Annotated in this window: 24 protein-coding genes; 13 read left to right on the top strand and 11 right to left on the bottom strand. The window is 42.3% G+C overall.

Features of this window, described 5'->3' with window-relative positions:
- Window positions 1–17: 17 nt before the first annotated feature.
- On the bottom strand, window positions 18–1,748 hold the full coding sequence (locus LEP1GSC192_RS17505) for a GAF domain-containing SpoIIE family protein phosphatase (RefSeq protein WP_020771249.1): 1,731 nt from the start codon (window positions 1,746–1,748) through the stop codon (window positions 18–20).
- Window positions 1,749–1,885: 137 nt separating this feature from the next.
- Between LEP1GSC192_RS17505 and LEP1GSC192_RS19985 the strand changes: the two genes are divergently transcribed.
- From LEP1GSC192_RS19985 to LEP1GSC192_RS17490, 4 genes are all read left to right on the top strand, one after another.
- The gene (locus tag LEP1GSC192_RS19985; RefSeq protein WP_020771405.1) at window positions 1,886–2,023 is read left to right on the top strand and encodes a hypothetical protein; all 138 of its coding nucleotides are present in this window, start codon (window positions 1,886–1,888) and stop codon (window positions 2,021–2,023) included.
- 75 nt (window positions 2,024–2,098) lie between these two features.
- Window positions 2,099–2,710 carry a LemA family protein gene (locus LEP1GSC192_RS17500; RefSeq protein WP_020771225.1) on the top strand — a complete coding sequence of 204 codons (612 nt, stop codon included), beginning with the start codon at window positions 2,099–2,101 and terminating at the stop codon, window positions 2,708–2,710.
- A 14-nt stretch (window positions 2,711–2,724) separates the two neighbouring features.
- On the top strand, window positions 2,725–3,612 hold the full coding sequence (locus LEP1GSC192_RS17495) for a YgcG family protein (protein WP_020771119.1): 888 nt from the start codon (window positions 2,725–2,727) through the stop codon (window positions 3,610–3,612).
- 5 nt (window positions 3,613–3,617) lie between these two features.
- Window positions 3,618–4,172: a TPM domain-containing protein gene (locus LEP1GSC192_RS17490; protein WP_020771144.1), complete on the top strand. Its 555-nt coding sequence runs from the start codon at window positions 3,618–3,620 to the stop codon at window positions 4,170–4,172.
- A gap of 5 nt (window positions 4,173–4,177) precedes the next feature.
- Here the strand turns inward: LEP1GSC192_RS17490 and LEP1GSC192_RS17485 are convergent, their stop codons facing one another.
- From LEP1GSC192_RS17485 to LEP1GSC192_RS17470, 4 genes are all read right to left on the bottom strand, one after another.
- Window positions 4,178–4,576, bottom strand: coding sequence for a SufE family protein (locus LEP1GSC192_RS17485; RefSeq protein ID WP_036091008.1), 399 nt, complete (start codon window positions 4,574–4,576; stop codon window positions 4,178–4,180).
- 89 nt (window positions 4,577–4,665) lie between these two features.
- On the bottom strand, window positions 4,666–5,553 hold the full coding sequence (locus tag LEP1GSC192_RS17480; RefSeq protein ID WP_020771396.1) for a DUF4349 domain-containing protein: 888 nt from the start codon (window positions 5,551–5,553) through the stop codon (window positions 4,666–4,668).
- A gap of 136 nt (window positions 5,554–5,689) precedes the next feature.
- On the bottom strand, window positions 5,690–7,105 hold the full coding sequence (locus LEP1GSC192_RS17475) for a jacalin-like lectin (protein WP_020771220.1): 1,416 nt from the start codon (window positions 7,103–7,105) through the stop codon (window positions 5,690–5,692).
- Between the two features lie 92 nt (window positions 7,106–7,197).
- Window positions 7,198–8,103, bottom strand: a complete 906-nt coding sequence (locus LEP1GSC192_RS17470) for an aldo/keto reductase family oxidoreductase (RefSeq protein WP_020771130.1) — start codon at window positions 8,101–8,103, stop codon at window positions 7,198–7,200.
- A 134-nt stretch (window positions 8,104–8,237) separates the two neighbouring features.
- Between LEP1GSC192_RS17470 and LEP1GSC192_RS17465 the strand changes: the two genes are divergently transcribed.
- Together LEP1GSC192_RS17465 and LEP1GSC192_RS17460 are read left to right on the top strand one after the other, a co-directional pair.
- Window positions 8,238–9,365, top strand: coding sequence for a TauD/TfdA family dioxygenase (locus tag LEP1GSC192_RS17465; protein ID WP_020771113.1), 1,128 nt, complete (start codon window positions 8,238–8,240; stop codon window positions 9,363–9,365).
- A gap of 64 nt (window positions 9,366–9,429) precedes the next feature.
- Window positions 9,430–10,329, top strand: a complete 900-nt coding sequence (locus tag LEP1GSC192_RS17460; RefSeq protein WP_020771527.1) for a bile acid:sodium symporter family protein — start codon at window positions 9,430–9,432, stop codon at window positions 10,327–10,329.
- A gap of 31 nt (window positions 10,330–10,360) precedes the next feature.
- Here LEP1GSC192_RS17460 and ygiD read toward each other — a convergent pair whose 3' ends face one another.
- On the bottom strand, window positions 10,361–11,128 hold the full coding sequence (gene ygiD / locus LEP1GSC192_RS17455; protein ID WP_020771310.1) for a 4,5-DOPA dioxygenase extradiol: 768 nt from the start codon (window positions 11,126–11,128) through the stop codon (window positions 10,361–10,363).
- A gap of 84 nt (window positions 11,129–11,212) precedes the next feature.
- The gene (locus LEP1GSC192_RS17450; RefSeq protein WP_020771177.1) at window positions 11,213–12,262 is read right to left on the bottom strand and encodes a rhodanese-related sulfurtransferase; all 1,050 of its coding nucleotides are present in this window, start codon (window positions 12,260–12,262) and stop codon (window positions 11,213–11,215) included.
- Window positions 12,263–12,399: 137 nt separating this feature from the next.
- On the opposite strand from LEP1GSC192_RS17450, the gene LEP1GSC192_RS17445 reads away from it, so the two are divergent.
- From LEP1GSC192_RS17445 to rmuC, 3 genes are all read left to right on the top strand, one after another.
- The gene (locus LEP1GSC192_RS17445; protein ID WP_020771503.1) at window positions 12,400–13,158 is read left to right on the top strand and encodes a DNA alkylation repair protein; all 759 of its coding nucleotides are present in this window, start codon (window positions 12,400–12,402) and stop codon (window positions 13,156–13,158) included.
- Between the two features lie 179 nt (window positions 13,159–13,337).
- Window positions 13,338–14,852 carry a DEAD/DEAH box helicase gene (locus LEP1GSC192_RS17440; RefSeq protein ID WP_020771419.1) on the top strand — a complete coding sequence of 505 codons (1,515 nt, stop codon included), beginning with the start codon at window positions 13,338–13,340 and terminating at the stop codon, window positions 14,850–14,852.
- Window positions 14,853–14,964: 112 nt separating this feature from the next.
- Window positions 14,965–16,317, top strand: a complete 1,353-nt coding sequence (gene rmuC, locus LEP1GSC192_RS17435; RefSeq protein ID WP_020771244.1) for a DNA recombination protein RmuC — start codon at window positions 14,965–14,967, stop codon at window positions 16,315–16,317.
- Between the two features lie 2 nt (window positions 16,318–16,319).
- Here the strand turns inward: rmuC and LEP1GSC192_RS17430 are convergent, their stop codons facing one another.
- Window positions 16,320–18,401, bottom strand: a complete 2,082-nt coding sequence (locus tag LEP1GSC192_RS17430; RefSeq protein WP_020771502.1) for an adenylate/guanylate cyclase domain-containing protein — start codon at window positions 18,399–18,401, stop codon at window positions 16,320–16,322.
- Window positions 18,402–18,503: 102 nt separating this feature from the next.
- Between LEP1GSC192_RS17430 and LEP1GSC192_RS17425 the strand changes: the two genes are divergently transcribed.
- Complete coding sequence (locus LEP1GSC192_RS17425) at window positions 18,504–19,472, top strand: hypothetical protein (protein ID WP_036090853.1); 969 nt, start codon at window positions 18,504–18,506, stop codon at window positions 19,470–19,472.
- A gap of 81 nt (window positions 19,473–19,553) precedes the next feature.
- Here LEP1GSC192_RS17425 and LEP1GSC192_RS17420 read toward each other — a convergent pair whose 3' ends face one another.
- The 3 genes from LEP1GSC192_RS17420 to LEP1GSC192_RS17410 form a co-directional block, all read right to left on the bottom strand.
- Window positions 19,554–20,474 carry a triacylglycerol lipase gene (locus tag LEP1GSC192_RS17420; RefSeq protein ID WP_036090850.1) on the bottom strand — a complete coding sequence of 307 codons (921 nt, stop codon included), beginning with the start codon at window positions 20,472–20,474 and terminating at the stop codon, window positions 19,554–19,556.
- 440 nt (window positions 20,475–20,914) lie between these two features.
- Complete coding sequence (typA, locus tag LEP1GSC192_RS17415) at window positions 20,915–22,729, bottom strand: translational GTPase TypA (protein WP_036090847.1); 1,815 nt, start codon at window positions 22,727–22,729, stop codon at window positions 20,915–20,917.
- A gap of 126 nt (window positions 22,730–22,855) precedes the next feature.
- Window positions 22,856–23,713, bottom strand: coding sequence for a pirin family protein (locus tag LEP1GSC192_RS17410; protein ID WP_036090845.1), 858 nt, complete (start codon window positions 23,711–23,713; stop codon window positions 22,856–22,858).
- A 177-nt stretch (window positions 23,714–23,890) separates the two neighbouring features.
- Here LEP1GSC192_RS17410 and rplU point away from each other — a divergent pair, with 177 nt between their 5' ends.
- From rplU to rpmA, 3 genes are read left to right on the top strand one after another with little or no spacing between them, the layout of a single operon-like run.
- On the top strand, window positions 23,891–24,202 hold the full coding sequence (rplU, locus tag LEP1GSC192_RS17405) for a 50S ribosomal protein L21 (protein ID WP_008593635.1): 312 nt from the start codon (window positions 23,891–23,893) through the stop codon (window positions 24,200–24,202).
- A complete protein-coding gene (locus tag LEP1GSC192_RS17400) occupies window positions 24,199–24,519 on the top strand; it encodes a ribosomal-processing cysteine protease Prp (RefSeq protein WP_020771163.1) in 321 nt (106 codons plus the stop codon). Before rplU ends, LEP1GSC192_RS17400 begins: the two co-directional genes overlap by 4 nt.
- A 2-nt stretch (window positions 24,520–24,521) precedes the next feature.
- Complete coding sequence (gene rpmA, locus LEP1GSC192_RS17395; RefSeq protein ID WP_020771288.1) at window positions 24,522–24,776, top strand: 50S ribosomal protein L27; 255 nt, start codon at window positions 24,522–24,524, stop codon at window positions 24,774–24,776.
- The last annotated feature ends 43 nt before the right edge of the window (window positions 24,777–24,819 follow it).

The raw sequence follows: 24,819 nt of genomic DNA, 5'->3' as shown, positions 1-24,819 counted from the left end.
ATAATAAACTACAGTTCTTATCCGTTAATATCGATCACGAGCATCGCCATATCGTCACCGAACACACCTTCCGAAAATTGGAATACCTCGGAGACAACCTGATCTAAATATTCGTCTAAATTTCCGAGATCCCTATGTTGGAGTAAAATGTCTTGGAATCCCGGCAGATCCAATATTCTACCTTCCGCATTGAATACTTCGTACATTCCGTCGGAATAAAAAACGATCCTATCATTTTTTTGTAATTTAACGGATTCGTTAAAATATTCTATCGAATCGAAGATCAGAAGCGGAAGATTCATACCTTTTAGTTCGATCTTTTCTTCTCCTCTAAACAAAACGATAGGCGGATGGCCCGCATACGAGTATACCAACTTCTTCTCCAAAGGGAAAAATCTGGCCCAAACGGCGGCGATATGATGTTCCACCACCATAGGTTTTAGATCTTTCACGAATTGTTGTATACCTTCCGCGGGGGAAAGACCGGCCTTAGCATGGTGCCTGAAAGAAAGTACCGCCATTCCGGAAACCATAGCGGAGGAGATCCCATGACCGGATACATCTCCGAATAAAATATCCAATACACCGGTCTCATGTTGGATATACGTTATGATATCTCCTCCCACTTTTTCGAAAGGACGAAAATAACTATCCATTTTATAAAAAGGAGAACTAGGAAACTCTCTGGAGACCAAGGATCTTTGTGTAAGACGCGCCAATTCCAGATCGTGATTCATTCTTTCATAAAAATCGTTCAGATCCGATTCTCTTTTTTGTCTATCGAAAGCAAGAACGATCAGGTCACCCACTAATCTCAGAATATAAATATCTTCTTCCGTCCAAAGTTTTTGGCCTTTTACCGAATCGAATCCGATAAAACCAAGCTCCTCGTCTCGGGATGAAAGACCTACCACTACCAAAGAACGAGTCCCCCGTCTTTCCAAAAGATTTCGTAAGGAAGCATGGGTAGAAGGCACATTATCCAAAGAATCATAAACGATATGGCCCTTATTACTGATGGTTTCGTAATCCGATTTAGGAAACGTTTCTATAGGAAGATTTTGTAATAGATGGATCCTATGTTCAATCCCGTCCGCGCACCACTCGTTCGTATTAGAGATGGTTAGGCCTGCATGGGTGTATAAAAATAAAAATGCCCTGTCCGCTCCGCAAAATTTTCCAAGTTCGCCTAACGCGTGATTCACCGCTTCCGTAGTGTTTCCGGGTTCTACACTTAAAAAATATCGGGAGAGCTGAGTGAGTAGACTTTCTAAAGCGATTGTTCTCTTCAGTCTGGATTCGGCAGCCCGAATAGCGGTAATGTCCTTCAGCACACCCCAAGCTCTAAGTAAGTGGCCCTTCTCCACAACCCCTAATGCGCTGCTTAAAAAATACTTACGTTTTCCTCTTAGATCTATCTCTTCCGATTCGCTATCGTGTATCTTATAGCCGGAACGAATAAACTCGTTAATACCGAACATATTCATCTTGTTAGTCGGTCTAACGATATCTTTTAATAGAACACCTTTGATCTCTTCCGCATTATGATACCCGTAAATCCTTGCCATGGTATCGTTACAGTGCGTGAGTCTTGCATTTTCATAGATCAGCCTGCACTGCTCCTCAATCGGAAGAGTGGTGTCTAAGGGAGAATCCAGTTCGTAGGACCAAATCCCTTCCGGGGACCTACGAAAATAACCGTCTACCTTCTCGATTTCCTCGAGTCGGGTCTTATAATCCAATTCCATTCGTCCAGGGCGGCCCTTGCCATTTTTCTATTTATCGGTAGAGGCAGTCGGGGAATTTTCCCGGTTTTTTGTTTTCTGCCCAGCCGATTTGTCCGGGGGTCCATGTATTTTTATATTCGGACCACAAGGAGGCGCCAATGAAAACCGACTATAGAAACTCGATCAACCAAGAAAAAATATCCGCTCTAGCCGAAATGCTCGCGGACAAACTCATCGAAGAAATCCGCAAAAGAGCACTGGAAAAACACGAAAATTTCCCAAAAGAGGCGGCATAAAACTTAAATGTTCTTAGAAAAAACCGATTGCCAAGGGACGTTTTCCTTACAGAATTCCGCAGGTCGGAGGTAGGAATGTCCCAAGGCGATTTTTTTCGGATCCGCAAAGGTTTTTTGATCGGTTTTACCGGTCTGATCTTGTTTTTCACAAATTCATGCGGTTATAATACGATCCAAGTCCAAGACGAACAGGTAAAAGCCGCCTGGTCGGAAGTAATTAATATGTACCAGAGAAGGGCCGACCTAATCCCGAACCTAGTCAATACCGTCAAAGGTTACGCCGCTCAAGAAAAAGAGGTACTAATCGAGGTGACCAGGGCCAGGGCTAGCGTGGGTTCCGTCCAAGCTACACCTGAAATATTAAATAATCCTGAACTGTTTGCGAAATTCAACCAGGCGCAAGGACAAATGACCTCGGCACTATCGAGGTTGATGGTTGTGGTGGAAAAATATCCGGACCTTAAATCGGATAAAAGTTTTATCGGGCTACAAGCGCAATTAGAAGGAACTGAAAATCGGATCGCTGTTGCCAGAAACCGATACATCACTGCAGTCCAAGAATACAATATCACCGTCAGGACGTTTCCGAACGTGATCACAGCTAAAATTTTCGGCTATGACGTAAAACCGAATTTCAGCGTGGAGAACGAGAAGGAAATTTCTAAACCTCCTCAAGTCCAATTTTAAAACTCGGATCCCAAATGAGAAGGCTACTCTTTCTTCCGATTATCCTATTTTGTTCCGGGATTTTTGCGGACCAAGTCCCCATTCCCAAATTGACGCATAGGGTCACCGACCTGACGTCGACGTTAAGCGGAGAAGAAGTTTCTAGTTTAGAAGATAAGCTAAGGAATTTCGAAAAACGTAAAGGAAGCCAAGTGGTTTTGGTCATTATCCCGACAACGGGAGAGGAGACCATTGAACAATATTCCATCCGTCTTGCGGAAAATTGGAAAATAGGAAGAAAAGGAATAGCGGATGGGGTCATTTTCCTAATCGCAAAAGACGATCGTAAAATGCGTTTTGAGATCGGAAGAGGGTTAGAAGGTGCCATCCCTGATGTAATCAGCAAACGGATTCAGTTGGAGTACGTTAGACCCTTATTCAAGGAAGGTAAATATTTCGAAGGGATCGACCAAGGGATCGATAAAATTCTCGGACTTATAGACGGAGAACCTTTGCCGGAACCGAGCTCCACCAGTTATGAATCAAGCTCGGCAACGGAAGACGATTATTTCGGACTTTATATCGGCGCATTGGTCGTAATCGGAATTGTAGTAGGTTTCTTATTCAAAAAATTATTCAGCTTACTCCAGGCAGGAGTAGCAACTTATCTAGGGTATTGGGTGGGAGGACTATTAGGTTTTTCTTTAGAAATCATGCTTCCACTTTTGGTAATCTTCTTCATACTACTTTGTATCATATACATAGCGGCCAAAAATCCAGGTTCTGGCGGAGGGGGATGGTCCGGGGGTTCTTGGAGTTCCTATAGTTCCAGCGATTCAGGCTGGAGTTCCTCTTCTTCCGGTGACTCTTTTAGCGGGGGCGGAGGAGATTTTAGCGGAGGAGGATCCTCTTCGGATTGGTGATTCTTATGAGCAGATATCCTTCTTTAACCGAAAGACTGATACGCAATATTTTTGCGGGTTTCCTGGACCTATTTAGGATCGGGAACGGACCTTTATCAGGTTTTACTTTATTAAGAAAATATTTTAGTCCCAAAGATCTGAAAGAGATCACTTCTGCGGTCTCCGACTCGGAAAAGACCCATAGAGGAGAATTAAAGGTCGCTATCGAGACAAAGATCTCTCCATTCCAAGTATTCTCAGGTAAAACCGCAAGAGATCGAGCGGTGGAAATGTTCTCTTTTTTAAAAGTTTGGGATACGGAAGAAAATACAGGGATATTGATCTATATTCTTCTTTCCGAAAAGAAGATCATAACCTTGGCCGATCGTGGGATCTACAAAAGGATAGGACAAGAAAAATTGAATTCGATCTCTTCTAAAATTGGAGAGGGTTTCAAATCCGGTGCTCCCAAGGATGCGATACTCGTAGGAATTAAGGAACTCACGGAGGAACTTGCCAAACATTTCCCTGCAAGAAAGAAAAACCCGAACGAGATCCCCAACGAACCTTATATTAGTTAAAAATATTAGAAACTTCTAATTTTATTTACCATGGAATAAAGACCGTTTCTGCGGCTCATGGAAAGATGTTTGTCCAAACCGATCTCTTTTAGGAACTCCAAGGATGCTGACTTGATCTCTTCTCTTGTTCTTCCCGAAAATACCCGTAATAGTAATGCGATCATCCCTTTTGTGATCGCGGAATCGCTATCCGCTTGGATGAATAATTTGCCTTCTTTTTCTTCCGGAACGACCCAAACCCTGGACTGGCAACCCGGGACTAATCTATCTTCCGTTTTTAATTCGGGGGACAGAATAGGAAGCTCGTCCCCTATCTCGATCAGCATCTGGTATCTTTCTTCCCAGTCTGCCGCCTCCGAGAACTCGGCGATAATTTCTTTTTGAGCTTCTTCCAGAGTAGGCATTCTTTTCCCCAAACCGTTTTCTTCTAGGCTAAAAACCATAGCTTCCCCGGAAACAAAATAATTAGGACGGGGCGCGAAGCCCCATTCTATTATTTTAGACGATTCTTCACATATTTAACTAGATAGAAAATCCCAAATACAACCAATCCTAAGGGAAGGATATAGATCAGATACAGAAGAATTTTTAATCCGAGACTAGCCAGATCGATAAACGCATCTCCGAAACTGGGAACTTCCACCGCTTTCGGTTTTTTAGGACCGTACAAATGTATACTGATCTTTGCCCAGTTCACTCTATCTAGTATTTTCCATTTTTCGAATTCTGCGGAGTCCGCGGAATCTTCCGACTGTCCAAGCATCTCCTCGATCTCGGCCGCGTTTTTAGGAGTGGATCTGGCGCCTAGTTCCGTTCTTCTTGCGATCCGGATCTTTTCCCTTCTGGAATGGATCTGTTCTAACGTATAATTCTCTGTATGATCTTCTACTTGGATATTTTCGGAAGTGAGTGTGCCCAACTTCTCCAGTTCCATCAAAACTTGATATAGATCGGATGACTTTACGTGAATAACTGCGGTCATACTCGGTTCGGTATCTCCTCCCCAGTTTCGAAGATTTTCACTCTGTACGAATCCATACTTGCCGGAGAGTTCCAATAGGAATTTTCGAGCAGCTATAAAATCTTTCGTCTCGAAATTTAGATCTACCTTATATTCCAAAAGGCGGCCTATCTTTAGGCTACCGATCTTGGGTGTCGCAAAGGTTTTGATTTGATCTTCCGGTGACTCTTCCCTTTCACCCGCTCTGCCGCTAATTTTTTTCTCGGCTTCTTGCATCGGTTGTTCGTCCGCTGACGGCATAGGAGCCGATACGGATCCCGAACGAACATCGGAAAGTTCCTCGGATTGTTTTTTGGAATTTTCGGCCTTACAGACGAAAAAGAAAGATACGATTAAAATTGAAGTTAGAAAGCGAAACATTCATTTCTCCTAAAAATCCTATACGTCCCGCTTCGAACCTCGGACAATTTAGGAAACTTTCTATTAGAAACAAATGGATCGCTTTTTATTTCTTCGGTTTTTATCGAATGTTCGGCCGAAATACTTTCAAATCTATTTATGGAATCGGAGCAAAGATCACTCCGAGTTTATCAACTTCGCTTCCGCTTCTTCCATGGAATCCTACTATCCCCCAACCGTTAGGAGCGGAGTATGTAACACAACTGGAAGTGTTTGAACCTCCGGTGAGGAATCTTGCTAGGTTTGTGCGAAATTGAGCATAAAAAATCCTTGTATGACCGTTTTTTTGACCGCTACAAAGTTTTACTTGGTCTAAATACTCTCCCGTTCCCAAAGTCAGAGTTTGTAAACTTCCTCCCGTTCCTCCATGACTTAAGACGGTTCCATTCGTCAATTGTAAGGACACAGCATCCACCCTGGATCCGGATCTTAGACTTATTTTAGACGCGGAAGGAGAAGAAGGGAGAGAATCCACATCGTTGAACGCAGTTCCATGAGGCCCGCCGAATGCGTCACTAAAGGATAAATTCTGTAAAAGAGAATAATTGAATGTGGAAGAAATCGCGTAATGGTCGGAAAGAGGAACTCCGGTTACAGGATGAACGAATCTTGCGTCTTCTACCAAATAAGAGCTAGGTGATAAGGAGATATAGGAATTTCCGCGGTATAATATTTTATCCACCACCTCACAGCCTGCACTTGTCCTATGTCCCTCGCAGTCCGTCAAGGCATCTCCTCCCTGTGTAGGATACGATCCTCCCCGGATCATCTGGATCCAAACATCCGTAAATCCTTGATTGATAAATTCCCGGATATTGTCTCCCGATCTGGTATAGCGGGTGTTTGTATCTCCCAAGACGATCACTGCATTTCCCGCAGAATTAGTTCCGATAAAATTCAGAATTTGTAATATATTGGATCTTCTTGCCGCCAGATCCGCTTCTCCCGTACTAGCATTCGTATGTAAATTATATACGTCTATAAATACCCCGGGCGCTACTTTATGCCTAGCCAAAGTAAATCCCTTAGGAGTCAGACAATCCGTTCCGTTACAAGCGTTCCAATCCACTCTTTGGAAATCCGAAAATGGAAAATAAGAAAGAGTGTTCAAACCGTCTCCGATACCCATTCCACCGCTAGTAGCGGATCGATGTGGATGTACGTCATTTGCATACAGACTCGCATGATAATTGAAATCTTCTTGGACCACCACCAGATCGAACGGTGTCATCAAAGGTCCCATATAAGGAGTATTCTCACTTGGATTCGAGCTGGAAAAAGGTTCTAATAATCCGGCCACATTATAAGTAAGAACGGAAAAATTTCCCGTGCCGTTTACAGTATCAATGACTGCAAGATCCGAGTAGCTTGCACTTGTTTTCGTTTGGTCCGGTTTCTGGATCAGTCCCAGTAAACTTTCCGTATGTACCATTTTCTCCCCGTTACAGTTGAATAGGAACCATAAGATCCCTACCAAAAGGGGAAGTCCCTTTTTGCCTTGTTCGATTTTCATTTTGAATTCTCTCCGTTTTGATATCGAACGAGTAGTATAAATATAAGTATTATATTCTGATTAGAATTCTCTTATGTTGTCATTTTTTTGTATCATGGAACTCTTTTACCTGTTCCTGCCTCTAAAATGCGGAACCATTCCTCTTTTTCCAGCCGAAGATGAACTGATTTTGCAGCCGACTTGATATGGTTGGGATCGTTCGTCCCTAAAACTGGGACCAAAATTGCAGGATGAAAAAGATACCATGCGAATAAGACCGCGTCCGGACTAGTATCCTTCTTCTTTGCAAGATCTTCCAATGTATTATATAAAACGGTTTCTTGTTCCCTTTTAGGTCGAAAAACTCGACCACCTGCCGTAGGAGACCAGATCATCGGTTTAAATCGCAATTCTTGTGCCTGATCGAATACTCCATTCACAAGAGGATCCGTATGGAACGGATGGAATTCCACTTGGTTCGTAACCAAAGGAAAATCCAATCTGGACTGCAATAATGAAAACTGAAAAGGAGTGAAATTGGAAACTCCGAAATACAAAACTTTACCGCTTTCTTTTAGGGAGCTAAATGCTTTAGCGATCTCGTCCGCATCCATAAGAGGGTCGGGCCTATGTATCAGAAGCAGGTCTATCTTATCTACATTCAATTTTCTTAATGAATTCTCCGCAGAATGGATCAGATAATTCGCGGACGTATCATAATGTTTTATTGTGATCCCATGGCGATTCGGCCCCGGAAGTTGGATCCCAGCCTTAGTAACTATCTTTATTTTCTCTTTAATATCCGGTCTGATTTTTAATGCCGTACCGAATCTCTCCTCGTTCCCGTATTCACCATATAAATCCGCATGATCGAACGTATCAATCCCGGATTGAATACAAACTTCTATCTTTTCTAAAATTCGATCAGTCCCTGCTCCTTTCGGATCGGTATGTATTCGCCAGCATCCGTAAACAAGCCTGGAAAAAACAGGACCTTCCTTAGAAAGTGAAACGTTCATTTTCTTTCTCCGGCGCTAAAACTCATGATATAGGTATTTTAGATGAAACCGTTGAATCAAGGCGGAAATGAAAAGACTTGCCTTTCCATTCTGTAGTTTTATAAAAGTTTTCATTCTCTAAGGGGAGAACTAACATGAAAACAAATACAGTTTCCCGATCCGGCAAATCCGCAATTAAGAAAGTTTCCCCTAACAAAACTAAGCCGAAAGGTCTAGGCAGGGTAGAAAGATCTTTTTTCCCAGGAAGGGAACTCCCCAGAATTTACGGGCCTGGTGACACGAACGCTTTAGAGCCGGGGTTTTTACCTGCATGGGTTTCCAAAAATAAAAAATCCGTAGAAGCGGATCTATTGGAATATGGGGCAATATTATTCAGAGGTTTCCGGATCTCTTCCGCACAAGAATTCGAAGACGTCGCACTTAGCTTAGATAAAAATCTAAAAACGGATTATTTGGGAACTTCCCCCAGGAACAAAGTTACGCAGTTTGTACACACTGCGAGCGAACTTCCCCCTCATTATCCGATTATGCAGCATGCGGAGATGAGTTTCTTAGACAAACCTCCCCGAAAGTTGATGTTCTTCTGCGCTGTTGCCCCGAAAGAACATGGAGAAACTCCCATCGCGGATCTCCGCAAAATATACGAGGACATGGATCCCGATCTAATAAAAAAATTTGAAACCAAAGGGGTCAAATACATCCGTAAATATGACGGTCCAAGCGCCTCTCGGTATAATCTTTGGAAAACAAAACGTTGGGACGAGATGTTCTCTACTAAAGAAAAAAAACAGGTGGAGAAGATTGCTGCACAACAAAGATTCCAAGTTGAATGGCTTCCTGAAGACGGATTAAAACTCACAAATAAGCAGGTTGCGGTCAGAAAACATCCGATAGCAAAAACAAAAGCATGGCATAATCATAGCCAAGTATTCCACCAAGACGCAGCCAGATTAGAATATGCAAAAATCCTAAAGCAGCAAGGCACAATTCGTAGCGCAATCCTGGCCGGCGTGTTGTACGTTCTCACATTCTTAAAGAAGATGCTTGTGGAACCTAAGGACCAAGATACGAATGTGGTCTTCGGGGACGATTCCGAGATCAGCGTTTCCGAGATCGGCAAGGTAAGCCGTACATTTTGGAAACATTTGTCCATATTCTCCTGGCAAAAGGGAGATATACTTTTGATAGACAATTATTCGGTTTCCCATGGAAGATTACCATTCTCCGGTCCAAGGGAAATTTTAGTCACCTGGACGGACTAAAATATAATTTAAAAAATCATAAAATATTAAACGGGAGCGGACATTTGTCCGTTCAAGGAAATACATGCAAGATTTCGATTTAGTCAAATTGAATTTCAGTCCGGCGGGGCTCTTTGTCTTGAATATTTGTTTGGGGCTCATCATGTACGGGGTCTCTTTGGAACTGACCCTCGCGGACTTTACGAATTTAAGAAAACAGCCCAAGGCTGCCATTGTCGGTCTGTTTTCCCAATTAGTATTATTGCCCGCTCTTACGGTAGGATTACTTTATATTTTACGCCCACATCCCGGTCTGGCTCTTGGAATGATCTTAGTGGCGGCCTGCCCGGGCGGGAACATGTCCAATTTTATCAGCCTTCTTGCCAAAGGGAATGTTCCTCTTTCCATTTCACTCACGGCTACCACAACCGTTTTAGCTTGGTTCTTTACTCCGTTTAACTTTTTCTTTTGGGGAAAGTTATATTCTCCCGCTGCGGACAGATTAAAAGAGATCAGTTTAAATCCGGTAGATGTATTTCTTTCCATTTTTCTAATATTAATCTTGCCGTTGATCTTAGGAGCGCTCACGAACCGTTTTCTTCCCAAGATTGCTTCTAAATTAAAGAAGCCTATGAGGGTTGGATCTACCGTTCTACTTGGGGTTTTTATATTGATCGCATTCATCGGCAACTGGAGATCCTTTGTGGAATTCGGACCTGTTTTGTTTTGGTTAGTACTTCTGCATAACGGTACCGCCTTAACGGTTGGCTATCTTGCCTCATGGATAGCCGGCCTAGCTCATAAAGAGAGAAAAACAATCTCCCTGGAGACAGGACTCCAAAACTCAGGTCTTGGTCTTATCCTGATCTTTACGTTCTTCCAAGGAATCGGATCAATGGCCCTTATCGCCGCTTGGTGGGGGGTATGGCATTTAATCAGCGGACTTTTTCTGGCTGGGATCTGGGGAAGAGAAAAGACATCCTGAAGATACGATCGAGTTCGTAAAAAACTAGATCCTAACCGATCTTCATACTAGTCAAAGATACCGAACTTTGGATGATATCATTATAAAAACGGATTTCTTCCTTCTCCTCCGCCAATGCCAAAGCGTATAACATAGGAAAATAATGTTCGGGAGTAGGGATAGCCATCTGCACCGCCGTCCCTAATTTTTGATAATTTGCGAGGCTCTTCCAATCTCTTTTTTCGATGAGATCTTTGAAAGTCTCATTTGCATCCAATGCCCAGTCATGCGCCTTGTCTTGGTTTTTCCAATCATAAAGACGTAAATTATGCACTAGGTCTCCGCTTCCCAAGATCAAAATACCTTCTTCTCTTAACTTGGATAAAAATTTCGCAAATTCGTAATGCCATTCTCCGGATTTTGTGGCATCTATACTCAACTGCACGACAGGAATATTCGCTTTAGGATACATATTCCGTAGTACACTCCAGGTTCCATGATCTAGTCCCCAAGAATCGTCTTGGATCACTTGTACATGATTGGATCTGGAAAGGTCTTCCGCAAGTTTTGGATTTCCCGGGGCAGGATATTGAACATCGAATAATTCCTGAGGGAATCCGTAAAAATCATGAATGGTAGGAGGAAGCTCGTTAGAGGTTATATATGTTCCTCTAGTAAACCAATGAGCAGAAATACTTAAGATCGCTTTAGGTTCCGGAAAATCTTTCGTGGATTCCGACCATGTATCGGCTATCGGATTCGGTCCTAGTGCGTTCATGGGACTTCCATGGCCTACGAAAAATACCGGTAATTTTTGCATAATTTCCTACTTTTTCTTTAGACTCCTTGTAATTTAAAATATTACAAGATAATTCGATTTTCTTAAGAAAATTAAAAGGACCTTTTATTTTCCTTTGTACAGTTCGAAAACTTTTGGCCTGATCTTGGACTTGGAAAAATGTTTATTGGAAGCGGCTTTACCTTTTCTTAATTTTTTCTGTTCTTCCGCAGGTAAAGCTGCGATCTCTTGGCATTCCACAGAGCAGCAGTTATCGAATTTTTCCGCACAGGATTCACATTGGATGAATAAAATATGACAGGCGGGATTCGCACAATTGATATGCCTTGCGGATTTCCGATCACATTGGTGGCATTCACTTAGGATCTCTTCTCCCACGGTTTCCTGAAGCCTCGCATCGAACACGAAATTTTTTCCCTTAAACTTGGAGTCCAATCCCTTCTCCTTAATTTCGGAAGCGTAAGAGATAATTCCTCCATGCAACTGATACACATTTCGGAACCCATGATGTTTCAGGTATGCGGATGCCTTCTCACATCGGATCCCGCCGGTACAATACATTACGATCTCTTTATCCTTCTTGTCTTTCAGAAGGTCTACTATCATCGGCAATTCTTCCCTAAAGGTATCCGCTTGCGGAAGTAATGCTCCCTCGAAATGTCCTATCTCAGACTCGTAATGATTGCGAACATCCACCACAATGGTCCCGGGAGATTCCAATTTTTTGTTAAATTCTTCGGCGGTTAGGTGGGTTCCTACATTGGTTACGTCGAAAGTATCGTCGGTCAAACCGTCCGCTACGATCTTATTACGGACTCGTATGTCCAATTTTAAAAATGAGTAAGACTTTTGTTCCACGGCAATCTTGAACGGAACATCCTTAAATTCCTTTCTCGCGTCTATCGAGTCCCTGAATTTTTGAAAATTAAATTCAGGCAAGGATAACTGAGCGTTGATCCCTTCTCTTGCGATATAGATCCTTCCGAGCACTCCCAGAGATTCCCATTCTTTGTATAGTTCATTGCGGAGAAGGTCCGGTTCCTCTAAGATCACGTATCTATAAAAGGAAATAGTAGTACGCTGAAAATCCTCGGCCTCTAACTTCTTTCTCAGAATATCTTTACTGTAAATATTATGAAGGGGTTTATGTTTCATAGTAGAGCGGATCTTTCCTAAAAATTAGGATTTGTGGGACCTCCTAACTGGCAAGCCCAAAAACCGAAATTTGGAACATGACAAATATCTTCCGATAATGCTTGCCCTACCCCTCTCCCAAAAGGAAATTTTGTCCCATGCCTAAATCGAAAACAATCAACAAAAAGAAATTATTGGGAGGCGAAAATTCCAAGGCGGAAGATGTGATCTTAGAAGTCAGAAATATCGCCGACCCGAAGGCGGTAGAGATACTTTCCCGATTTTTCAAAACGGGAAAGGGTGAATACGGAGAAGGCGACCTATTCTTAGGAGTAAAGGTCCCACCTTTACGAAAAATTTCCAAATCATACAAGGGACTTCCGTTACCCGAATTACAAAAGATCGTAAAATCAAAATACCACGAGGAAAGGCTCCTTGGATTTTTTATACTATGTGAGAAGTTCCAAAAGACGCAGGCAGACAAGCGAGAACAACTGCATTTATTCTATTTAAAAAACTTAAAATACGTAAACAATTGGGACATCGTAGACCTAAGCTCCAGAGATTTGATAGGGGATTATCTCATAGATAAAAAAAGGGACCTCCTATATAAGTTAGTTAAATCGAATAATATATGGGAAAGACGGATCGCGATCATCTCCACTTTCGCTTTTATACGCAAAGGAGACTTTAAGGATACCTTAAAGATCTCTGAATTACTCTTATCGGACAAAGAGGATCTCATCCATAAGGCGGTGGGTTGGATGCTAAGAGAAGTGGGCAACAGAAGCCTCAAATCTGAAACAGATTTTTTAGACAAACATGCCCATAAGATGCCCAGGACCATGCTTAGATATGCGATCGAAAAGTTTCCGGATAAGTTACGGCTGAAATATATGAAAACCGAAAAGGAATAAAAGACCTTTAATGCTATGCTGGAGAGTCGTGTTTGAATTCATGGAAGAAACGATACCAGAGCCTAAATCTTTCCTTTATGTTTAAATAGGACCATTCTATAAAGATCCAAGCTCTTAGCCGGAAAGGCATAATCGTGAGGATACCGTAAAAATTTACGCAAGTATCCCAGGAGCTATCTTTGAAACCTAAAAAAACATTCCATGAACTCGGTATATCCGAGGACGTATTAAAAGCCGTATCCGATCTAGGATTTACCGAACCTTCTTCCATCCAATCCGAAGCTATTCCACTGATTCTTTCCGGAAGGGACGTAATCGGTCATTCCCGTACAGGAACAGGTAAAACGGCGGCATTCGCAATTCCAAGTTTAGAAATACTGGAAGAAAAAGAACAGTCACCTCAAGTATTAGTACTCTGCCCGACAAGAGAATTGGTGGTCCAAGTCGCGGAAGAGTATAGAAAATTAGGAAAATATAAAGAAGATTTCCAAGTAGTCGCAATCTACGGCGGAGACGATATCACCAAACAATTCAAGGCATTAAAAAGAAAACCGCAAGTGATCGTCGGTACACCTGGAAGGACCATGGATCATATGGATCGCAAAACCTTGGATTTGAGCAAAGTCAAAATGGTGATCCTAGACGAAGCGGACGAAATGTTGGACATGGGATTTTTGGAGGACATGGAAATCATTCTTGCAAAGGTCCCGGAAGAAAGACAGACTATTCTGTTCTCCGCAACCCTTTCCGCAAAGGTGATGGGGATCACTAAAAAGTTCCAAAATTCTCCCAAGGTTGTAGATGTGACCGGAGGAAAAGCGGACCGACCTAAGATCCAGCAGATCTATTTTGAAATGAGAGAAGGCCTCAAACACGAGGCATTGATACGCCTTTTAGAATATCATACTCCTAAGGCTTCTTTAGTATTTTGTAATACTAAGGTCCGAGTGGATGAACTTGTGGAATTCTTAAAATCCAAAGGAGTATTCTCCGAAGGATTGCATGGAGATCTTTCCCAAAACCAAAGAAACAAGGTAATGTCCGGATTTCGCTCTGGACTTGTTACAGTTCTTGTAGCAACTGACGTAGCCGGAAGAGGAATTGATGTAAGCGACGTAGAAGCAGTATTTAATTACGATATCCCTAGAGATTCCGAAGACTATGTGCACCGTATCGGTAGAACAGGAAGAGCTGGAAGAAAAGGACTCGCGCTCAGTTTTGTTTCTAATAAGGACTTCAAAACATTACGCAAGATCAGAGAAGACCATGAATTCGAAATGGAACTCGGAAAAGTCCCTGATATTTCAGAACTCACGGAAAAGAAATTTTTAGAATATTCCCATATCGTAAAAGAAGTTGCGGAGGAAGGAGACGTTTCCGAATATTCCAAACTCGTTAAGAAACTTACCTCCGAAGGAATTCCGGCGGAACGAATAGCGGCAGCGCTATTCAAATTGGCCCTTGCGGATAAGTCCGAAAAATTCGACTCCGAAGTCCGTTTTGACCAAGATCAAAGGGGTTTCCGAGAAAAAGAAAGTCATTCGAGAAACGACAGAGATAGACGTTTCGGTGGAAAATCCAAACAAAACGGAAAACGGGACCATAAGGATAAAAATCGAAACACCAATCGATTCCACTCAGGCAATAAAAAAGGCTCAGGTTCAGGCCCTTCCCGTAAAAAAGGAAAAAATTAATTTTTTAAATTCTCACCAGGGATCCCAAATTTGTCCGGGGTCCCCATAAAATGGAAATTCTATCCTGGAAATAGGTATCCCGAATTGTACCGAATTCCAAAAAGGAGTCAAAATGGAATTTGCAATCGTATTACTCACCGGTCTTCTTATAGGATTTGGCCTGGCATTCTTTTTAGCCAAAGCCCTCTATTCAAAAGAGTCCGGTATCAATCCGAATGAACACGAAAAGTTAAAATTAGAAAAAGCGGGCCTTCTCACCTCGGAACAAAGATCCAAAGAAAGGATCCTCCAGTTAGAAAAAGAATTAAAAGAGAATTCCGAAAAAACGGAAAAAGCGATCGGCTATTACCAAGCTATGAAGAAAGAATCCGATCTTTTGAAAGAAAGATTGGAGAACCAAAAAAAAGAATTCGAAGAGCTTATGACCAAGCTTGACGAAAAGTTCAAACATGCAGCCAATCAAGCTCTGTTAGATAACTCCCAAAAATTCAGCCAGCAGACCCACGAAAAGATCACCGACTTGCTTCGCCCGTTTAAGGACGAAATTGAAAAATTCGGCGTAAAAGTGGAACTTTCTCATAAAGAACATAAGGACGATACCGCAAACTTAAAGGCTCAGATCAATAATCTATTAGAAATGAATAAAACTCTTTCAGAAGACGCTAAAAGTTTGGCGTCCGCTCTGAAAGGAAATTCGAAAACGCAAGGGGATTGGGGCGAAGGAATACTCGAAAATATTCTCCAGAATAGCGGTCTTGTCAAAGGAAGGGAATACACAGCTCAGGAGTCCGTACAAACGGAAGACGGAAGATTGAGACCGGATATAGTAGTCAAACTTCCTTCCGGTAAATCGATCGTAATAGACTCCAAAGTCTCCTTAACGGCTTACGTGGAATATGCTTCGGCAGAAACGGAAGAAGTAAAAAAGGCGGCTCTACAAAAACATCTTAAAAGTTTATATGAGCATGTCTCCGGGTTATATAAGAAAAATTACCAGTCCTTGTACGGGATAGAATCTCTGGACTTCGTATTGATGTTTTTACCCGTGGAACCTTCTTATTACGAAGCAGTTCGTACGGATCCGAAATTTTTAGAAGATGCTTACGCAAAAAATATCCTAATCGTTACCCCTTCCACTCTAATGGTTTCCTTAAAAATGGTGGCCAATCTTTGGAGAAAGGAAAAACAAAACAAAAATTCGGAACAGATCGCGGAAGAATCCGGTAAGATGTACGATAAGATCGTAGAGATCGTTACCGCTCTGGAAGTTCTAGGAAAATCCATTGATAAGTCCAAAGACAATTACGATGCCGTTCTCGGAAAATTAAAATCAGGCAGAGGAAACCTTTTAGGAAGAGCGGAGAACATCCGTAAACTAGGCGCCAAGGTCCGCAAGTCTTTGGATTCCGCTTCCGAAGATTCCCAGGAAGAAGCGGAAGAAACCTTGTTTTTAAACGGAGAATGACCTTAAGCTAGATCCGGACCGGGTTGCACTTTTGTATTGGAAGAATAAATTTGTTCCGTGCAACGTTTTAAATACAAGTTCGCGGCCCTGTCTCCGGAATAGATCCTCAATGCTTCCCGAAAGGATTCGCCTGAATCCAAATACTTTCCGGAATGAAAAAGTTCGACTCCTCTTTCAAAATTGCCTTTCGATCTTAGGAATGCTTCTTTTTCGGTTTTACTCAAATGATCTCCCAGCTCATAGATTGCCTTAGGTTCTTCTTTCCCTCTAAATTTGAGTTTATCCAATTTCCGAAGTAGGAATTTTTCGGAAGAGTTTAATTTTGAATAAGTATCTTCGCTGATCAATATACTAGAGCCGTAATATTTATTCAGAGCTTCCAATTTAGAAGCCAGATGTACCACATCCGAGATCACCGTACTTTCCATACGATCTCCTGAACCGACAAGGCCCATCATCAAGGAACCCGTATGGATACCGATCCCTACTCCGATCGCACGATTTCCTTGGTCCATTCTTCTTTGATTATAATCCAAAATACGATTTTGCATCGAGATGGCGGCATTCACCGCATCGTCCGAACTTTCCGGAAACAAAGCCATGATCGCGTCCCCAAAATACTTATCCACAAAACCGCGATTGGAATGAATGAGAGGTTCCATCTCTGAAATATATGAATTTAGTAATTCGAAACTTTCCTTGGAGTCCAGACTTTCCGAGATCTCGGTAAAAGACCTGATATCCGCAAATAGGATGGTCATCTCCTTTTTGATCTGATCCCCGGGCCTCATATCCTCCAACTTTCCCTTACCTAAAAATTCCAAAAAGCTGATAGGTACGAATCTACTGTAGGTCTCGTTCAAACGTTGTAGTCGATCCGAAAGTTTTTCCTTTTCTCTATATAGATCTCTGTATCTAGAAGAGAGAATGAATGTCTGGGTAAGAATGGCCACGAACATTCCGATTGGAATAATAAACCTAGCGAATATGATCTGTCGAGCGGCAAGCATATCGAAAATCCCCGCTAAGATAAGAGCGAATATGGCAAATCCGATCGCGATAGAATATTGTTCTTTATGAATGATCGCCCTAAAAAGTACCACAAGTGCGAATACTACCCCACCCAAAAAGACCATCTGAAAATAAGGAATTGGCAAGGAAGGTATAGGAAAAGGAAAAATTGTACTTAAAGAAAATGTAAATGAGATGAGATAAAATAATAACATCCATTTTCGAGGAAAATAGACCGGAAAGGAATGTCTCAAAAAATGAAGCCCTAAAGGTAAAGCGGCATACATGGTAAGATATTCCAAATTCATGGAAAGTGGATAATCCACCCAAGGAAAATAGAATTGGATCAATTTTTCCTCGGTTACGAATAAACGAAGAAATAAACAAAAGCAGAATAAAGCGAATACTAAAGGAGTGCGATCCTGCCTTCTGAGAAAAAAAAGACCCAGATGGTAAATGGTGGACATAAAAAAAAGTCCCGCCAAAAAAAGGTCCCAATCCCTAAGTATTAGAGTTTCTTTATAAACGGCCTCGGCATCGCCGAAACGGATATCGAACCAAAGCCCGGTCAACCTATGATGGAAATTAGAAATTTTGAAACTAATATCCACTTCGTTAGCCGACTCGTCCCATTCATAATAAACCGGGCGATTATCCGGAATACTTGTCTCTGAAGATGTTCCCGGTTTTCCCGAACTCCCGGCGGAAACTCCGTTAATCAAAATTTCAAAGGCGGTCGCCTGATGTTTGGAATAGATCGCTAATCGTCCGTGTTTTTCAGGAAGAAAAATTTTCAATTTAAGAAGCGCATAACTGTTGCCGGACCAAACGCCCGGGACTTTACGAAACTCTTCTGGCTTTTCGGAATTATCGTCAGGCTGAAATGTATTCGGAAAAAAAGACCATTCTCCCTGTAAATTTATGGTAGGGCTGGATCTATAATCCCAATGAGTTAAGTCTAAAACACCTTTTTGAGCGACGGGTGCTTCGAAAGAATTGCAGGAAATTACGAAGATACAAAAAACTAAAGAAAGTAGATTTCGAAAGCGGTAATCTGTCGGCTCAGGGTCCATTGATTTTATCGCTCATTAATCTAAGAAAACTACAGCTTTGTCAAGAGAATATGGATCCATTTTTTTCTTTACCCTTTCCGGTAACAAACTAACGTAATTCAAATGTTTCGAAAGCGTTTCAAAATAACCGTACCTCTTTTACTATTGTTCGGCATTCTCATAAACTGCGGAGATAGCTTGAAAGGTAAACCTACCCCTGCAATCCCGGAACTGGCAGGTTTTTATGTGAATGAAAGATCAAAAGAATGGTTTGAAAAAGGAAAGATTAAAATTCAAACTCTCTGGATCCGGCGCACCGCAAAAGGAGAGATGGAATTCACTCACGAAATTTTAACAAGACTCCAATTTAGCATCAGCGAAAACCGGGAAGAATTAAAAGTTAAATCCGGAAAACTACAGACTAGCGATAGAGAACTTTTATTTTTCGAAACACTATCCAAAGAATTCCATCGCAACTACCACGGGCAAAATACGGAAGACCCTAAAAAATGGGCAGTACGTGCCTTCGGACCTTTTGTAAAAGTGAAAGAATTCGGAAAATTAATAGGCGAAGGAAGCGGAAGATCCGCAGAACTTTCTCAGGATAAAAATTCCATCGTATTCTCCAATGGAGACGTGTACAGAAGGATCGGGAATCCACTTCTAGGCAGGATCTCCTTAAATTTAGGAAAGTTCAGGAAGACGATAGATAACGAGGTGGCAGGAGTAGTATTATTTCCTTTGGATGGGGAAGCATTTCCTCAAACGGAAGGTAAACAAAACTTCTTTGCTTTTTTTTCCACTACGGATCCCCTCACAGCGGGAACTCCGATCAAGATCGCCGAGTATCCAGGCCAGGTCCAGGAAGTATTCGAACATGTAGCCGTGGTAGAACTGAACAAAACCAAACCTGGACTTACCGCTCCTAAGGTCCAAAACTTCTCTTCTATCATTCTGGACGGAGTCGTAGATAGTAAGACAATTTCTCAAAAAGAAAGCGCAGACGAATTGATCCGAAGATTAAAACAAGATCCGAATGTTTCCAAAGAGGAGCTGATCCGCGAATTGGAAAAGATCAAAAATAAAGATTAATAAGACCTAAAAATATTTTGGATAAAAAAAACGCCTCCGTAACGGAGGCGTCTTCCCGTAATACAGGATCGAAACCTGCTACTATTGGTTACTTTTTGCGTTGGAAGCTATTTTTAAGAAATAACCTTTCGTATCGTACCAGAACTGTCCTGAATACAATGCGTTGGTTGCTTGTAAGTGATCCACACCTGTGGTAAGGATTCCGTAAGAAGGTCCACCTTTCCAAGTTCCCCATCTTTGTGAATCTTCAGGAACCACACCGTCATTCCAAATACTTTGTCCATAGAACGGCGCTCCGATGGAACAAATAGGAGCGATTAGTCCCATTGCAGGGTGTTGGATCAGGTCATTCCCGATCATATATGATCCGTAAGAGAAATACTTAACTCCGGAAACGTTTGGAGTGCTTGCGTTAAAAGAACTGGCACCGCTTACAGTCAGAAGTTTTAATGCGGCAACTACGTTTTGGCTAGATTGTCCGTAAACTACACCTACTAAAGAATTGATAACTGTTCCTACATAAGGTAATGCCCAACTTGGGATCACTGCCTCTATCACGCTCGCAACTGGACTTCCTTTGTGAGGAGTGTTGAGTGTAGTGAGAGTCGCTACTTTACTTGCAAAGCTAAGATTCGAAACTAGGTATCTTGCGTCCAATCCACCTTGGGAATGTCCGATGATATGGACTTTTCCGGTGTAATTATTAGCTGCCATTGCAGTCTGGATCGCCGTTTTCAACTGAGAAGCTCTTGCTGCAGAAGAGTTCGTAGCTGTCACAGTAGGAGTGAGAACAGTGGCTCCTTGGGATTGAAGATAAGCTGCGTTTCCGCCCCAATAGTCAACAATACCAGTGGATTTACCCCAACCGAAAATACCATGAGTCATTACGATCGGATAAGCTCCGGCCAAAGGTTTGCTTGAAGAACCTCCTCCAGATGCGCTCACTGCTCCCGCCGCTAGGAATAGAACCCCAGCTACCATTAACTTTGCTCTTTTTAACATTCTCCTTAACCCTCTTCTTTTAAACTATTCTCTCTACGGATCTCACTTCCCTGGCTTTGCCTCTTTAGGAAGGAGTTCTTTTTATATATAACAAACAATCGATTTAATTTTTTAATTTCGAACGTTCGCTATTTGAACCTTTGTCCACCTCTTCCGTGTCTCCGGCCCACAAAGGTGATTATAAAACAGTGCAAAATTGTCAATTGAGAAAATAAGAGAATTATAAGTAAGGAAGGAAAAATAATATTAAATCGATCGTTCAATTAAAAATAAAAGAAAGGAATATTCTAAAATTCTAATATATTTTATACCATTTGGTGTAACGAAATCCCTGTAACGACCGATACAATGCGGCGGGTAAAAAACCATTGGGCAGGGTGCACAAAAAAAGGCCCGCAACTGCGAGCCTTCTTCTTTGTTGGAAACGCTTTAGTTTAGTCTTACTTTCCGGCGCGCTTTCTCATATTTGCATCTAAGTATTTCTTACGAAGTCGCAAGCTCTGAGGAGTTACTTCCAGAAGTTCATCGTCGTCCAAGAATTCGATATTCTGCTCTAAGCTGAATTTACGAGGAGGAACGAGCCTGATTGCCTCATCCGCTCCGGAAGATCGTACGTTAGTCAGTTTTTTCTCTTTTACAGGGTTCACTTCCAGGTCATTGTCTCTGGAGTGGATCCCGATGATCATTCCCGGATACACAGGAGTTTGAGGATCGATCAATAGCTCTCCTCTTTCTTGGATTTTCCAAAGCGCGTATCCAGTGGTTTCTCCGGAGTCCATAGAGATTAATGCTCCGTTCTTTCTTCCTGGAATTTCTCCCTTATACAGATCGAATCGAAGGAAACGGCTGGATGCTACTCCTTCCCCTTTCGTTTCGGTTACGAAATATCCTCGGAACCCGATAATACCTCTGGTTGGAATTACGAATTCTACCCTGGTCATTCCGGAGGGATGAGCATCCATCAATTGAAGCTCTCCTTTTCTGCGGTTCAACTCGGAGATAATACTTCCTGTGAATTGATCGGGTAGATCCATTACTAGATACTCGTAAGGCTCTAGTTTTTCTCCGTTTTCTCCCTTCTTGATGATTACCTCAGGGCGGGAAACTTGTAGTTCGAAACCTTCTCTTCTCATGGTTTCGATGAGTACGGAAAGATGTAATTCTCCTCGACCTAAAACCTTGAAGCGGTCCTTATCTTCGGTTTCTTCCAAACGCATTGCAACATTTGTTTCCAACTCTCTATCCAGACGTTCGCGGATATTTCTGGTAGTTACGTATTTTCCTTCCTTACCGGCAAATGGAGAATTGTTTACCATGAAAAACATGGAAACTGTAGGCTCTTCTACCTCGATGGCAGGCATAGCTGCAGGTCTGCCGGGTTCACAAACAGTGTCCCCGATAAATACATCGGGTAGTCCTGCAATTGCAACGATGTCTCCGGCTTCCGCCTCTTCGATCTCGTTCCGTTTGAGTCCTTCAAAGTTATATAATTTCGTGATTTTTAAAACTTGGGATTCGTCCCTTCCGTTCGTTTTAGGGGAAAGTTGGACAACGTTCATCCCTCTTTGTAGTCTTCCGTTATAGATCTTACCGATTGCGATACGACCTACATAATCGTTATAATCCAAAGAAGTAACTTGGAATTGTAAAGCTGCGTCTATATTCGCTTTAACCGGAGGAACATGAGAAAGTACAGTATCCAAAAGTGGATCCAAATTGGTTCCCGGAGCATCTTCTAACTTGCTGACGGCCCAACCTTGTTTTGCGGAAGCGTAAACGATCGGAAAATCCAATTGTTCATTGGTTGCACCTAAATCGCTGAACAAATCGAAAACCATGTCCACGACTGCATCAGGACGGGCTCCATCTCTATCTATTTTATTAATTACTAAGATAGGTCTATGTCCTAGTTGCAGGGACTTTCCCAATACGAATCTGGTTTGGGGCATGGGTCCGTCGAATGCGTCCACAAGAAGAAGGCAGGAATCCGCTGTCGAAAGTACTCGTTCCACCTCTCCTCCGAAATCCGCGTGACCTGGAGTATCTACTACGTTGATACGAGTTCCCTTATAAATAACTGCGGTATTTTTGGCCTTGATAGTGATCCCTTTTTCTTTTTCGAGATCATTACTATCCATGATCCTTTCCCCATCTTCTTTGGCTGTTACTGCGCCGGTTTGGCGTAAAATGCCGTCCAGAAGGGTTGTTTTCCCGTGGTCAACGTGTGCGATAATGGCTATATTGCGGATTTCCATGCTATGACCAAAATTTACGGAAGGGCCAGGGTGACAAGGTGGAATTTTAGGAAATTCTTTTCAAAGCAATGAAAAAGAATCTATTCAATCGCTATTAATAGCCGGTTTTAAACGATTTGAACGATCCTAATGTTCCGGTAACGGGATCCTCTCCGTCTCCCCAGGCACGTGAGCAAATCGATCTTCTTTCCAATCCAATTTTGCTTTTTCTATCCTTTCTAAGGAACTGGATACAAAGTTCCAATACATATGCCTTGGGGTAGAAAGTGGGACTCCGCCCAAGAATACAATCCTGGAAGTTTCTTCCGCTCTGAATTTGACTGCCCCACCTTTTGGATAGATCGCCATGTCTCCTACTGAGACATTCTTTCCTTCCGCGTCTACCTTTCCTCTTGCGACATAGATGCCAGCTTCTTGATCTTGAGAAACGGGCAGTTCTACTTCAGCGCCTGCCTCCACCTCTAGGTCCGCATAGAATAATGGAGAATATACTTTCACCGGAGAAACTTCTCCCATGAAAGAACCTGCGATCAGCCTAAGTTCCCAACCTCCACCGCTGACAATGGGCAATTCTTCTCTTTCGTGATGGAAGAATTCAGGGGCAGTCTCTTCGAATTCTTTGGGAAGTGCCACCCAGGTTTGGATACCTTCTAAGATGCTAAATTCTGGATCAAGCTTGGATCTTTCGCTATGTACGATCCCGGAACCTGCGGTCATCCAGTTCACTTCGAAGGGACGAATATCTTCCACCTTTCCGATACTGTCCCTGTGAGTGATCACTCCATCATACAGGTACGTTACCGTAGCAAGACCAATATGAGGATGAGGTCGTACTACAATTTCAGTTCCGGTCTTGATGGGAAGGGGACCCATGTGGTCCAAAAAAACAAAAGGTCCTAAAGATCTGGCTTCGATTTGAGGAAGGACTCTTCTAACGAAAAAGCCGTCTCCTAAATCTTTTTTCTTAGCGCTAAGATATCTCATACTAGTATAGACTATTAGATTCGATTCCCGGAAATCTAAGCAAGATTTAAAACCCGGATAACGGAAGGTAGAGGACAATTGCCAAACTTCTTCCTGGGAAATCGTACTCCAAAACCCTTGACACCGACTCCTACCGGTCAAAACTGGTCAAAACTCGAGAAAACTAGGCCAGTAATCATGTTTGCGATCATCTCTGTCGGCAACCGACAATTCAAAGTCACTCAGGATCTTGAATTCCTGACTGAAAAAACAGGTAAAAATGCCGGTGACACCTTCGATGCTAAGGTCCTACTATTTGCTGAAAATAATAAGGTTCATATCGGCTCTCCGGAACTCAAATCCGCTAAAGTCTCCCTGAAAGTATTGGAAGATGTAAAGGGAGAAAAAGTAAGAGGATACGTTTACAAAAAACGTAAAAACTCTCAGAGAACCTGGGGACATAGACAACAACTGCAAAAAGTTAAGGTAGTTTCTCTTTCGGCAGTTTGATCCGGATAAAGATACTCCGAAAAGGAGAAGAAATCCTAGGTTTGGAATCTTCCGGGCATGCTTCCAAGATGCACGGATCCAAAGGACAAAATCTTCTCTGCGCCGCTGTCGGAGTACTCATCCAAACTCTTTACTTGCATTTAAGCAAGGAAGGTTTGGCAGAAGAAGCGGTAATCGGAGACGGACTCTTGGACTTCAAGATCCTCTCCCGAAAAACGACCGATCCGATCGTTCATACGAGTTTCGATCTCGTGACAAGCGGACTAGTCAACTTGAAGGAACAATATCCTTCTGAAATTGAACTCATAGGAGAATAAACATGGCACATAAGAAAGGTGGCGGTTCTTCCAAAAACGGACGCGATTCCCAATCCAAACGTCTTGGTGTAAAACGTTTCGGTGGAGAACTCGTTCTCGCAGGTAATATTCTCGTTCGCCAAAGAGGAACTAGATTAAATGCAGGAAAGAACGTAGGTGTAGGTAAAGATCATACACTTTACTCTCTTGTAGAAGGTCACGTTAAATTTGAACAAGTTTCCAAAACGAAAGTTCAAGTTTCCGTTTACCCGAAATAAGCATTAGATCTCAGATTTAGTGCGTGGAAAAGAAAGGCCTTCC

The organism is Leptospira sp. B5-022, assembly GCF_000347035.1.
GTDB lineage: Bacteria > Spirochaetota > Leptospiria > Leptospirales > Leptospiraceae > Leptospira_B > Leptospira_B cinconiae.
The sequence above is the reverse complement of the archived record's forward strand: the minus strand, read 5'-3'. Positions and strand labels throughout refer to the sequence as shown.